This window comes from Falsiroseomonas sp., from assembly GCF_030695085.1.
Classification (GTDB): Bacteria; Pseudomonadota; Alphaproteobacteria; order Acetobacterales; family Acetobacteraceae; genus Falsiroseomonas.
The window spans coordinates 29,693-41,326 of the sequence record NZ_JAUYTS010000091.1; the positions used below are offsets into that span (position 1 = coordinate 29,693).

12 protein-coding genes are annotated in these 11,634 nt (G+C 68.1%); 8 read left to right on the forward strand and 4 right to left on the reverse strand.

The genetic code is table 11. From position 1 onward, the window contains the following. The first annotated feature begins 4 nt into the window (after positions 1-4). From Q8S40_RS11250 to Q8S40_RS11270, 5 genes are read left to right on the forward strand one after another with little or no spacing between them, the layout of a single operon-like run. Complete coding sequence (locus tag Q8S40_RS11250; protein ID WP_305670470.1) at positions 5-844, forward strand: polysaccharide deacetylase; 840 nt, start codon at positions 5-7, stop codon at positions 842-844. Further along, entirely contained in the window at positions 841-1,455 is a 615-nt protein-coding gene (locus tag Q8S40_RS11255; RefSeq protein WP_305670471.1) for a carboxymuconolactone decarboxylase family protein, read from the forward strand. Before Q8S40_RS11250 ends, Q8S40_RS11255 begins: the two co-directional genes overlap by 4 nt. Positions 1,456-1,491: 36 nt before the next feature. After that, entirely contained in the window at positions 1,492-2,463 is a 972-nt protein-coding gene (locus Q8S40_RS11260) for a tripartite tricarboxylate transporter substrate binding protein (RefSeq protein WP_305670472.1), read from the forward strand. A 4-nt stretch (positions 2,464-2,467) separates the two neighbouring features. Next, complete coding sequence (locus Q8S40_RS11265; protein ID WP_305670473.1) at positions 2,468-3,253, forward strand: SDR family NAD(P)-dependent oxidoreductase; 786 nt, start codon at positions 2,468-2,470, stop codon at positions 3,251-3,253. A 10-nt stretch (positions 3,254-3,263) separates the two neighbouring features. Beyond that, positions 3,264-4,112, forward strand: a complete 849-nt coding sequence (locus Q8S40_RS11270; protein WP_305670474.1) for an aspartate/glutamate racemase family protein — start codon at positions 3,264-3,266, stop codon at positions 4,110-4,112. A 1-nt stretch (position 4,113) separates the two neighbouring features. On the opposite strand, the gene Q8S40_RS11275 is transcribed toward Q8S40_RS11270, so the two are convergent. Genes Q8S40_RS11275 through Q8S40_RS11285 form a run of 3 tightly spaced genes read right to left on the reverse strand, consistent with a single transcriptional unit; the run spans position 4,114 to position 7,268 of the window. Then, positions 4,114-5,316 carry an MFS transporter gene (locus tag Q8S40_RS11275; RefSeq protein ID WP_305670475.1) on the reverse strand — a complete coding sequence of 401 codons (1,203 nt, stop codon included), beginning with the start codon at positions 5,314-5,316 and terminating at the stop codon, positions 4,114-4,116. Continuing rightward, positions 5,313-6,299, reverse strand: coding sequence for a dihydrodipicolinate synthase family protein (locus Q8S40_RS11280; protein WP_305670476.1), 987 nt, complete (start codon positions 6,297-6,299; stop codon positions 5,313-5,315). Before Q8S40_RS11280 ends, Q8S40_RS11275 begins: the two co-directional genes overlap by 4 nt. 3 nt (positions 6,300-6,302) lie before the next feature. Beyond that, positions 6,303-7,268 carry a tripartite tricarboxylate transporter substrate binding protein gene (locus tag Q8S40_RS11285; protein ID WP_305670477.1) on the reverse strand — a complete coding sequence of 322 codons (966 nt, stop codon included), beginning with the start codon at positions 7,266-7,268 and terminating at the stop codon, positions 6,303-6,305. Between the two features lie 111 nt (positions 7,269-7,379). On the opposite strand from Q8S40_RS11285, the gene Q8S40_RS11290 reads away from it, so the two are divergent. From Q8S40_RS11290 to Q8S40_RS11300, 3 genes are all read left to right on the forward strand, one after another. Next, positions 7,380-8,210 carry an alpha/beta fold hydrolase gene (locus tag Q8S40_RS11290; protein ID WP_305670478.1) on the forward strand — a complete coding sequence of 277 codons (831 nt, stop codon included), beginning with the start codon at positions 7,380-7,382 and terminating at the stop codon, positions 8,208-8,210. A gap of 209 nt (positions 8,211-8,419) precedes the next feature. Further along, positions 8,420-9,829, forward strand: a complete 1,410-nt coding sequence (locus Q8S40_RS11295; protein WP_305670479.1) for an ABC transporter substrate-binding protein — start codon at positions 8,420-8,422, stop codon at positions 9,827-9,829. Continuing rightward, positions 9,823-10,818, forward strand: coding sequence for a Gfo/Idh/MocA family protein (locus Q8S40_RS11300; protein ID WP_305670480.1), 996 nt, complete (start codon positions 9,823-9,825; stop codon positions 10,816-10,818). Before Q8S40_RS11295 ends, Q8S40_RS11300 begins: the two co-directional genes overlap by 7 nt. Here Q8S40_RS11300 and Q8S40_RS11305 read toward each other — a convergent pair. Continuing rightward, the coding region (locus Q8S40_RS11305) for a 2-aminoethylphosphonate--pyruvate transaminase (protein ID WP_305670481.1) at positions 10,793-11,634 on the reverse strand (842 nt) is incomplete at its 5' end. The genes Q8S40_RS11300 and Q8S40_RS11305 overlap by 26 nt on opposite strands.

Below are 11,634 nucleotides of genomic sequence, written 5' to 3' on the forward strand. Positions count from 1 at the left end.
CGCCATGCCCCGCCACATCGCCTGCCTGTCCTTCGATTTCGACACCTGGTCCGGCTTCGCCGCGCGCGGCATGACCACGCCGACACCGACCTCGCGCGGCGAATTCGGCGTGATCGGCGCGGAGCGAATCCGCAAGCTGCTGAAGGAACGCCAGATCCGGTCGAGCTGGTATATCCCTGGCGTTGTCATCGAGACCTATCCGGAAGCCTGCGCCGCCGTGGTCGAGGGCGGACATGAGGTTGGCCATCATGGCTACAGCCACGTGCCGCCCGCCTGGCTGGAGGCGCAGCGGGAGGCTGATGAGTTCGGCCGCGCCATGGACTGCATCGCCAAGCTGACGGGCGGCAAGCCGGCCGGCTATCGCTCGCCCTCATGGGACATCAGCGACCGTACCATCGACCTGATCGCGCAGTACGGCCTGCGCTATGACAGCAGCATGATGGGCCATGATTGCAGCCCCTACTTTGCCCGGCGCGGCGATGTGGTGGTGGCGGATGCGCCGATGCAATTCGGAGAGACCACGGATCTGGTGGAAATCCCGATCAGCTGGTCACTCGATGACCATCCGCATTTCGAATTCATCCGCGCCAAGACCGAGGTCCTGCCCGGCCTGTCCAACGCCAATGCGGTGCTGGAGAACTGGCTGGCGGATTGGGAGTACATGCAACGCACGGAGGAATGGGGCGCGCTGGTCTTCACCTTCCACCCCTATGTCGTTGGCCGCGGCCACCGCATGTTGATGCTGGAGAAGCTGATCGATGCGCTGGTGAAGCAGGGCGCCGTGTTCCTGACGCTGGATGAATTGCAGCAGGAATATCGCAGCCGCATCGGCAAGCCGGCATGAGCGCGACCTGGAGCGCCACACCCGGCCGCGCCTGCCGACTGCCGGACCCGACACCGGAGACGGCACCGGACACCGCCGCGGTCTTCGCCAAGGTCGCGGCGAGCCGTGGCTGGGTTTCCAACCTGCTGACCTCGCTGGGCCACGCGCCGGACGCCCTCGCGCGTTTTTCGGCGCTCGGGCATTACGGCCGCTACGGCACCGAACTCAGCGAACGGCAGCGCGAATTGGTGATCTGCATCGTCGGCCGCAACATCACCTATGCCTGGGCGCATCACGCACCGTTGGCGCTCGACAGCGGCGTCACGGAGGCGGAGCTGGCGGCGATCAAGACCGGTCGGACACCGGAGGGATTGAACGCGGCCGATCAGGCGCTGTGCGATTTCGTCTTCGCCTTCACCAGCTTCAGCGGTGTGCCGGAACCGGTGTGGCATGCGGTATCGGCCAGCTTCACCACGCGCCAGGCAACCGACATCGCCATGCTCGCCGCCTACTATCTGGCCGCCGGATCGCTGATCATGGGCCTCGGCGTGCAGGTTGAACCGCCGGAGATCCTGGCCATTGAGCGCGACTGGCAGAAGCGGCCGCGCGAGGGCGACCAGGTCGTGCGCTGAGACGGACTTCACCACCAGCAGGCAGGGAACAGAACGATGCATCGCAGAACGCTCGGCGCCGCCACGGTGGCACTCGCCCTTGGCGCCCTGCCGCGCCCCGCCGCAGCGCAGCAATGGCCAAGCCGGCCGGTTCGCGTGGTGCTGCCGGTGCCGCCGGGCGGCGGCACTGACATCCTCGCGCGCATCGTGCAGCCGCATCTGCAGGAACGCCTTGGCCAGCCGGTGCTGGTCGAAAATCGCGCCGGCGGCGGCATGACCATCGGCACCAACATCGTCGCCAAGGCGGAGCCAGATGGCCACACGATGCTGATGATCGACACCGCCATCGCGGTGAACCCGCATCTGCATCGCAACCTGCCCTACGACACGCAGCGCGACCTGCAACCAGTGGTGCTGGCGGCAACCGCGCCGGTGATCCTGGTGACGGCGCCGAACTTTTCACCCAATTCAGTGCCGGAGCTGCTGGCCTATGCCCGCGCCAATCCTGGTCGCGTGAATTTCGCGTCCGGCGGCAACGGCACCTCGACGCATCTGTCGGGGGAGTTGCTCCGCCATGTCGGCGAAATCGACATCGTGCACGTGCCCTACCAGGGCACCGGCCCGGGGGTTGCGGCGCTGCTCGGCGGGCACACGCAGATGATGTTCGCGGGCATCAGTTCCACCCGGCCGCATGTCGAGGCCGGGCGGCTGAAGGCCATCGCCGTCACCGGAGAGGCTCGCTCCGGGTCCATGCCCACTGTGCCGACCTTCGCCGAGGCGGGCCTGCCGCAGATGGATGCCGAGACGATCTGGGGATTCTGGCTGCCGGCCGCGACCCCCGCCGCAATCGGTGAACGCTTCGCGCGGGAACTGACCGCGGTGCTGGCGATGCCGGCCGTGAAGCAGCGCGTGGAAGAACTCGGCTTCGTGCCGCGCGGCGGCACCCCGGCCGCCTATGGCGCGCGGTTCGAGGCGGAGCTCGCGAAGTGGGGACCCATCGTGCGCGCCGCCGGCGTGCAGGCAGGCTGAGCCGATGAACCCGCGCCTCGACGGCAAGGTTGCCTGCATCTCCGGTGGCGGCGGTGGCATCGGCCACGCCGCGAGCCTGGCCTTCGCCGCCGCGGGCGCGCGCATCGCGGTCTGCGACCTCGACGCCGCGCGCTGCGAACGCACCGCGGGCGCAGTGGTGGAGGCAGGTGGCGAGGCGATCGCGCTGCCGACCGACATCACGGATGATACCCAGGTGGCGGCCGCGGTGGCCAAGGCCGTCGCGCGCTTCGGGCGGCTCGATATCCTGTACAATTGCGCCGGCGGCACGGTGCCGCAGGACGGCACCGTCACCGACGTGCCGCTGGATGTGTTCGATCGCACCTTCAACCTGGATGTCCGTGGCACCTTCCTGTGCTGCCGCCATGCGGTGCCGGAGATGATCCGCGCGGGCGGTGGCGCCATCATCAACATGTCCTCCGGCGCAGCCCTGCGCGGCGCCAGCCCGTTTCACGTCTACAGTGCCGCGAAAGGCGCCATCCTGTCATTGACCCGCGCGCTGGCCGGCACCTATGCGAAGCAGGGCATCCGCGCCAATGTCATCGCCTCCGGCCGCGTCATGACGGACCGCATTATCCGCACCTTCGGTGCGCTGGATGACCAGGCAAAGCACAACGACCCGCAGGACCCGCTCGGCCGGCTGCGCGACTATCCATTCTGGGTTGGCGATCCGGAGCATATCGCGGCGACCGCGCTGTTCCTGGCCTCCGATGCTTCACGGATGATCACGGGCGCCACCATCCCGGCCGATGGCGGCCGGTCGGCCTATTGAGGAATCGCGCATGCCCTACCGTTTCCTGCTGATCAGCGCCTTCTCACTGCCCGACACCGCGGGGTACCGGATGCGCGCCTTCAGCGGACGGAAACAGGACATGCTGCTGAACTACGACATGTTGGCCCCGCTACTGGCCGGCGTGGAGTGGGATGTGCATCCAGGCGCGCCGGCAACGCATGGCGAATGGCCCGTCGAGACGCGGGAGGAATTCGCCATCACCGGCGTGAACCGCCTGAAGGTGGTGCGAGAGGCCTGCGCGACCGGCCGCTACAATGCCATCATACTGCTTGGCGGCGGTGATCCAGGCTATGTCGAGGCGCGCGAGATCGGCCATCGCCACGGCATCGCCGTCACTGCCTGCGCGCATGCACAGATGCATGCGGCAGGAATGCTCGGGCATCGTTTCTCGATCATCGATATCTCGGAAAACCACAATCTCCGCATGGCCGATCTGGTGGTGCAGTACCGCATGGCGGATCGCTGCGCCTCCATTCGCAACCTGGAATTCCCGCTGCCGCGACCGGCCCATGCCGGCCGCGTCTCGGTGCAGGATGAAAGCGAGCGCTACCGGCGCGAGGGGATTTCGGACATGCTGGAAAGCGCCGTCGCGCAGTCCATCGCCGCAATCGAGGAGGATGGCGCCGAGAGCATCATCCTCGGCTGCTCCGCCGCCTATTGGCTGCAACCGGTACTGCGTCAACGTCTGGCGGAAGCGGGTTGGGACGTGCCGGTGCTGGAAGGCTATCGCTGCGCCATTGCGCAGGCGAAGATGCTGGTGGACCTTGGCGTGGATGCCAGCGGCATCGCCTTCCCGAAGGACCCGCCGCCGCGCACGCGACTCCGCAAATTCGTCTGATCTATTTGCGCAGCAGCGCCGGCGCGACCAGCACCGTCACCACCGCGAGTTGCACGGCAACCGCCACCATTGGCACGCCCCAGCCGCCGCTCGCCGCCACCAGCAGTGCGAAAATCGCGGGGCCGGCGACATAGCCAAGGAAGGTCAGCAGCGTGGAGCCGGATGTGGCGTCGGACACATGCTCCCGCGGCACCAGCCGGGCCACTTCAGCCAGGTAGATGCCGTTCCAGCTCGCCGCGACGAAGCCGGCGACTGCGGCGAGCGCCGCCGCCAGCGCCGGGCTGGCACCCACCGGCAGTGATGCGAAGACCAGGACCGCCGCTGCTGCCGCAATGCCCTGCACCAGCAGGTTGAGGCTCGGCCGCCCGGTACGATCAGCCAGCCAGCCCAGCAGGATGCGCGCGACCACGCCCGCCCCCTGCATCGCCGCAAAGGCGCCGCCCGCCTGCACGAGTGTCAGGCCGCGGGCTTCCACCAGCCAGGTGACGGTGAAGGCGAACAGGCAGCCCTGAACCATGGCGAAGGACACCGCCAGCAGCGTCAACGGCAACAGGGAAGGCGACAGGCGCAGCGCGGCAAAAGGCGCGGCGAGCGTCCTCGGGCTGAAAACGCTGCGCGGCGCTATGGACCGTCCCGGGTCGCGCTCCGCGTCCAGTTCTTGTCGCAGACCCTGGATGGCAAGCGCCGAGACCAGCGCCGTGGCGGCGCAGACCAGCAGCGCGACACCCCAGCCATAGGCGCTTGCCACCGGCGCGGTGACCAGCCCCGCCAGCACGCCACCCAGCGGCGCGCCCGCCTGTTTGACGGAGAAGATCAGCGACCGGTGGGTGGGCGGCGCCGTCGCGGCCAGGATGCGGCTGCCCGCCGGAGGGCTTGGCCCATAGCCGATGCCAAGCAGCAACGCCGCCAGGACCAGCGCCGGCATGGTGCCCACGGCCAAGGTCAGCAGCCCCACGGCCGATAGCGCCGCGCCCACCTGCAGCATCCGCACCGGCCCGAGCCGCGCCAGGAAGGGGCCGCCAAAGGCCAGGAACAACACGGTGCCCAGGGCGTTGATGGCAGACAGATTGCCGATTGCCTCCGACGCCAGGCCAAGGCTGCCCGTCAGCAATGGCGCCACCACGGGCAGGCTCTGCGCCATGAATGAGGCGATGACCTGCATCAGCAGCGTCGCCCCCAGTGCCGCGACCCACGGTGCCCTCACGCCGCATCGCCCGGCAGCAGGCCAGCCTGCCGCAGCACGGCCACGCATTCCGCTACGTCGCGTGGATCGGGCGCATCAAGCGCGGGACGCCAGCCGGTACCGGCCGTCATGCCGAGCAACCCGGCGAGTGTCTTGAACAGCGCGACATGATGGAATCCCTGGGCGAAGTAGCGGCTCTGCAGGCGGCTCGCGATGGCGCCGAGATTCCGCATATGGCGCGCGGCCTCCGTGAAATCGTCGCGCAGCGCGGCTTCGAGGAAGCGCCCGCAATGCGGCACCTCCGGCGTCTGGCACAACACGGAACGGGAGGAGCCGATCATGAAGCTTGGCGCACGGTCCGGGTAGGCGAGCCTGCCGTGCAGGAAATATTCCTCCAGCGAGGTGGCGATGGCGATGCGGTCACCGACGCGCTCCATCATCCGCGCATAGGCCGCGACATCCAGCGTGGTGTTCTGCACCGCGCAGAGGTTCGGCAGATGCAGCAGTGCCTCGACCTGATCCGGCGCCAGGTAGTAGCCGAGTTCGGACAAGGTGGTGCTGTAGGCGACCATGCCGATCTCGATCCGCGCCGCCACATACTCATAAAAGCCCCGCACCCCGGCCGCGTTGCGCGGGCCGTAATAGGGCGGCCAGACCATCACCAGATCGGCGCCTGCCGCCTTCGCGTGCCGCGCCAATTGTATCACATTGGCCGCCGCGGGGTCGGAGCAACCGATGACGACCGGCGCGCGTCCGGCCACCTCCTCCAGCACCACCTCCGTCACCCGTTCCCGCTCCGCCAGCGTCAGTGCCCAGAATTCCTGATGCAGCGAATGGACGGAAAGCCCACCAACACCCGGCAGCGACAGGGTGCGGCGGACATTGTGCCGCAGCCCCGCCTCATCGATCGCGCCATCGGCCAGGAACGGCGTATAGAGGATGGGGATGTAGCCGCGCAATTCCGCGCGCACCCACTCACGCGCCTCGGCCAGGGCGTAGCGCATCGATCAGTCGAGCTTGACGCCGGCGCGCCGCACCACCTCGGCCCATTTCGTGGTCTCGGTCCGCAGATTCTCGGCATAGGCGTCGGCAAGGCCGCCGATCGGATCGAAGCCCAGGCCCCGCAGTCGTTCCTGTACATCCGGATGCGTCACGGCGAAACGAAAAGCCTCGGACAGCCGCGCGATGATGGGCGCCGGCACGCCACGCGGCGCCAAGGCGCCCCAATAGGTGGAGGCGGTTACATCCGGCAGGCCGGCTTCCGCGAAGGTCGGCACATCCGGCAGCGCGGCCGCGCGCTGGGTGCCCGTCACGGCCAGCGCACGCAAGCGGCCGCTATCAACATGCGGCCGGGCGGCACTGATTCCGTTGAACATCAACGGTACATGGCCCGCCACTACATCCGTCGTCGCGGGGCCGGTGCCGCGATAGGGCACATGCACCAGGTCGATACCGGCCACCAGCTTCAGCAATTCGCCCGCCAGATGCGTCGAGGCGCCGTTGCCGCCGGAGGCATAGCTGAAGCGCCCCGGCTGCGCCTTGGCCTGCGTCACCAGTTCCTGCAGCGTCCGCATCGGCGCACCAGGATGGGCGAGCAGGATCACCGGCCCGGTGGCCAGCAGGCTGACCGGCGCGAAATCCCTGGCGCTGTCATAGGGCAGTTGCGGGAACAGCGAGGGGTTGATGGCAAAGCTGCTGTCCACGACGACAACGGAGTAGCCATCCGCCGGTGCGCGCGCGACAAGGTCGGCGCCGATGGTGCCGCCCGCGCCGGCACGATTTTCGATCACCACTGGCTGGCCAAGCGAGGCGCGCAGATGCGGCTCCAGGATCCGCACGAGATTATCGGTGCCGCCACCGGGTCCGAAGGGCACGACGACGCGAACGGGGCGTTCGGGAAAGCCTTGTGCCAGCGCGGGTTCTGCGAGGGCCATGAGGCTCGCGGCGGCGAGCAGCGTGCGGCGATTCGTCATGGGCAAGTTCGACCTCCCTTGGCTCGGTGGCGCATCGTAATGCCTGGGGTGGATTGCGCAATGCCGCGTCGCGCACGACCCTGTCACGTCAAGACGCAAGGAGATTCGAAGATGCCGCATTCCGCCGGACTGCAACCCAACATGTCCTTCCTGATCGCAAGCGACGATGTGAGGCTTGCCTGGCGTGTCGATGACTTCACCGATCCCTGGCGCACCCCGCCAACCCCGGTGCTGCTGCTGCACGCCGCCATGGGGTCCTATCGGCGCTGGTTCAGCTGGATTCCGCAGATCGCCCGGCACCGGACCACACTGAGCCTGGAACTGCGCGGCCACGGCGCCTCCGGCGTGCCCACCGAAGCGCAGCCGCTGACAGTGGAGCGCCTGGTGGCGGATGTGGTGGAGTTGCTCGACCATCTCGGCGTCACCCGCGCGCATGTCGTGGGACTGTCGGCTGGTGGCTATGTCGGGCAGCGACTGGCGATGGAATATCCGGACCGCGTCGCGACCCTGTCCCTGTTCGCCTCCACGCCGGGTCTCCGCAACAGCCAGGCCGGCACCTGGCCTGCCAAGGCCGCGGAAATGGGGCTCGAGGCCTTCATGCGGCAGGGCATTGCCGACCGCTTCGCGCCCGACAGCGACCCCGGTCTGGTCGATTGGTTCTGCCGCCAGACCGGCAGCAACGACCTGCCCTTCATCGGCCGCTTCGTGGCACATATGGCCAGCCGCGACTGGGAGGAAGAACTGCCGCGCATCCGTTGCCCGACATTGCTGGTCGCACCGGGGCATGAGCCGATCGGGTCGCACGACCAGTATGAACGTATGCAGGCGCTGATTCCGGATGCACGCCTGATCTCACTGGCCGGGATGCCGCATAATATCGGCGATGCGGCCCCGCAGGCCTGCGTCGATGCGTTGCTCGGCTTCCTGCCCGACGGCGATTGAGTGACCGTGCAGGGCGCAATACCTGCGCGTGACTAGCTGCCGGGCCCGGGAAGGCGCCTGGCGACCGGCATGACGGCAGATGTCTGGCACGGTGAGATTGCGTGTGTGCTCATACTGGCCAACACTGGGCGGGCAGGAGTGCCACCCGATATGCAGATTATCCCAACCAGGATCGGCCGCCCATCCGCAGCAATCCGGCCGCGCCGCCCGTGAGCGTTGGTCGTCTCAACCTGCTGTTCAACCACGAGCATGGCTCGCTGGCCGCCAATGGCTGGGACGCCGATTCCAGTTCGGCGACGGTGATCCTGAAGCTCTGCTGCCCGTCTCTGCTCCGCATCGACCGCGATGGCCTGCTGCAGCCCGACCTGGCCGAAGCGTGGGAGGTGCTGGATAACCAGCGGGAATTCTGCTTCCTGCTGCGTGAAGGGCTGCGCTTCCACAATGGGCGCATCCTGGACGCCGAAGCCGCCGCTGCCTGCCTGCGGCGTATCTTCGACCCTCGCATCCAGGCGCCGCTGAAAGCGGATTTCGAGGGTGTTGAGATCATTGAGGCCATTGATGCGCGCCGCCTGCGCATTCGCTTCGCGCAGCCGCACACAGCATTCCTGCACAGCCTCGCCTGGCGCTGCTACATGGTGGATGATGTCGCGGTGCAGCCCGTCGGCGCGGGACCCTACGAGCTTCTGGAATGGCTGCGCGGCAGCCATGTGCGGCTACGCCGCTTCCCCGGCCACCATGACGCGCATCGCTTCGCACCTGATGAGCTGGTCATTCGCTTCGCGCCACGGGTGGCGGACCGTGTCGCCGCGCTGGAACGCGGTGAGGCCGACATCGTGGAGACGCTGCCCGCCGGTCCCGCTGCCGAACTGGCCGCGCGGGGCCTGGCGGTGCCACTTGCCGTGCATTCACCGCGCAAGATGGTTGTCGCTTTCCGCTGCACGACCCCGCCCTTCGACGATCCACGCATGCGCCTCGCCGTGGCCCATGCGCTCGACCGGGAGGCGATGCGCGCCCGCCACCTTGGCCCGCGCGGACGCCTGCTAAACGGCGTGCTGCCGGAGGATGATCCGGATGGCGTTGCACTGCCACCCTGGCCGCTGGACCTCGACCGCGCACGGACGCTGATGCGCGAGGCTGGATATGCGGAAGGCGTGCGCGTGTCGCTGTCCTCCGCCGCGCTGCCGCCGACGCCCGCCGTCGCTGCCGATATCGCCCAGCAGCTGGCCCGCATCGGCATCACGCTCGACCTCCACCATTACGACGACCCGCCCTGGTGGCCCGCCGTCTATCTGCAGGGCGGCTGGCAGATGGCGATCCAGTCGGCTTCAGCCCGGCCGCATCCCCACATCATGTTCCAGCGAGATCTGGCGACTGGCGGCGCCTTCAACCCGGGCGGCTATTCAAATACGACGCTGGATGCGTTGATCGCCGAGGCGCGCGCCTGCACGGACCCCAACCGGCAGCAGGCGTTGTATGCCGAGGGGCAGCGGATCGTTCACGCCGATGTGGCGGTGCTGCCGCTCTGGGCTTCGGATGTGATGGTGGCGGTGCGGGCTGGCGTCCAGGGCTTCGTGCCGCATCCGCTCGGCTATGTGGAGTTGGAGGATGTGACATGCTGAACGCGGCGATCATCGGCCTCGGCAAATGGGGCCGCACGCTTGTGGCCAGCGTGCAGGACGCACCCGATTCCGGCATCCGCTTCACCGCCGCCGCAACCGGCCGGCCCGAAGCGTCCCGCGACTGGGCCGCCGCGAATGGCATCCGCGTGCATGAGAGCTACGCGGCCGCATTGGCCGACCCCGCCGTGCAGGCGGTGGTGATTGCCACCCCACATGCGCAGCACGCCGACCAGGTAATCGCCGCCGCGCGCGCCGGAAAGCATGTCTTCGTCGAAAAGCCCTTCACGCTGGACCAGGCCAGCGCGTCAGCGGCTGTGGCGGCGTGCGGCGAGGCCGGGGTGGTCCTGGCGCTTGGCCACAACCGCCGCTTTCTGCCGGCGATGCAGGCGATGCGCGGACTCCTCGCGGAAGGAAGCCTCGGCACGCTGCTGCATGTGGAAGGGCATTTTGGCGGGCCGGGTGGCTATGGCTACAAACCCGGAACCTGGCGCGCGGATGCGGCGGAAAGTCCGCTCGGCGGCATGGGTGGCAGCGGCATCCACATGCTCGATACCTTCATCCATTTGGCCGGCCCGCTTGACCGCGTCAGCGTGGAAAGCACCGCCCGCGTGCTGACCAACGGGTTGGATGACACCACGGCGATGCTGTGTCGCTTCAGCAGCGGCGCGATGGGCACGCTGGTGACGCTGGCCGCCGCGCCGCGCTACTGGCGCGTGGCCTTGTTCGGCAGCGAGGGCATCGCGGAAATGCGTGGCCTGGATCACCTGGCCTTCACCCCGCGTGAGGGCGAGGGTTGGCTGCGCGACTTTCCGCCCACCGATATCGAACGCGCCGAGCTTACCGCCTTCGCAGCAGCTGTCGCAGGCGGGCCGGCCTATCCGCTGTCGCCCGCGGAAGCGGTGCATGGCGTCGCGGCGTTCGAGGCGATGGTGCGCGCCGCCAATACCGGCCGGATGGAAGCGGTCAGTCCGTCCGCCCCATCCGTGTGACGCCCATCTCGCGCAGCGTGTCGGCCAACGCATCCAGTGCCCGGCCGATATCATGTTCCGTCACCACGCCGATGCAGGCGATGCGGAAGGTATTGGCCGCTGCCAAGCGACCGGGGAAGATGATGAAGCCGCGCTGCTTCATCCCGTCATACAGCTTCTTGAAGGAATAGTTCGGGTCCGGCGGGTCATGGAAGGTCGCGACGATGGGGGAGGCGACCTCGTCATCCAGCAATGTGCGGAAGCCCATCTGCCGCATGCCATCCACCAGGCGCCGCCAGCTTCGCCGGAAGCGTTCCTGTCGCGCGGGTAGCCCGCCCTCGTCCTGGTGCTCGCGCAGCGCCTCCGCCATGCCCAGCAGCAGATGCGTCGCCGGGGTGAAGCGGAACATGCCGGTGCGCTCCAGATGCTGGTTCTGGTCCCAGAGATCCAGCGTCAGGCTGTGGGCATTGCCCTTGGCCTCCTCAAGCGCCGCCTTCTTCGCGACGATGAAGGCCAGGCCCGGCGGCGCCTGGAGACCCTTGTTGGCCGAACACACCACCGCGTCATAGGCCAGCTTCTTCGCATCCAGTTCGAAGGCGCCGAAGCTCGCCACGGCATCGATCAGCAGGCCCTTGCCCATCCGCCGGCAGACCTCGGCGATCGCCTCGATCGGGTTGAAGATGCCGGTCGAGGTCTCGCAATGCACCACCATCACATGCGTGATGGCGGGGTCCGCCTTCAGCGCATCCTCGAATTGCTGGGCGGTGGGCGGTGTATAGGGGGCGGTGCGAAAGCTGGCATAGGGCGTGCGAATCTTGCGCGCGACCTCGATCAGCC

What these genes read in the sequence shown, in the direction of transcription:
- Q8S40_RS11280 (WP_305670476.1), bottom strand. Translation starts at nt 6,299, where the DNA reads ATGCGCTACGCCCTGGCCGAGGCGCGTGAGTGGGTGCGCGCGGAATTG.
- Q8S40_RS11270 (WP_305670474.1), top strand. Translation starts at nt 3,264, where the DNA reads ATGCCCTACCGTTTCCTGCTGATCAGCGCCTTCTCACTGCCCGACACC.
- Q8S40_RS11260 (WP_305670472.1), top strand. Translation starts at nt 1,492, where the DNA reads ATGCATCGCAGAACGCTCGGCGCCGCCACGGTGGCACTCGCCCTTGGC.
- Q8S40_RS11300 (WP_305670480.1), top strand. Translation starts at nt 9,823, where the DNA reads ATGCTGAACGCGGCGATCATCGGCCTCGGCAAATGGGGCCGCACGCTT.
- Q8S40_RS11255 (WP_305670471.1), top strand. Translation starts at nt 841, where the DNA reads ATGAGCGCGACCTGGAGCGCCACACCCGGCCGCGCCTGCCGACTGCCG.
- Q8S40_RS11265 (WP_305670473.1), top strand. Translation starts at nt 2,468, where the DNA reads ATGAACCCGCGCCTCGACGGCAAGGTTGCCTGCATCTCCGGTGGCGGC.
- Q8S40_RS11290 (WP_305670478.1), top strand. Translation starts at nt 7,380, where the DNA reads ATGCCGCATTCCGCCGGACTGCAACCCAACATGTCCTTCCTGATCGCA.
- Q8S40_RS11250 (WP_305670470.1), top strand. Translation starts at nt 5, where the DNA reads ATGCCCCGCCACATCGCCTGCCTGTCCTTCGATTTCGACACCTGGTCC.
- Q8S40_RS11285 (WP_305670477.1), bottom strand. Translation starts at nt 7,268, where the DNA reads ATGACGAATCGCCGCACGCTGCTCGCCGCCGCGAGCCTCATGGCCCTC.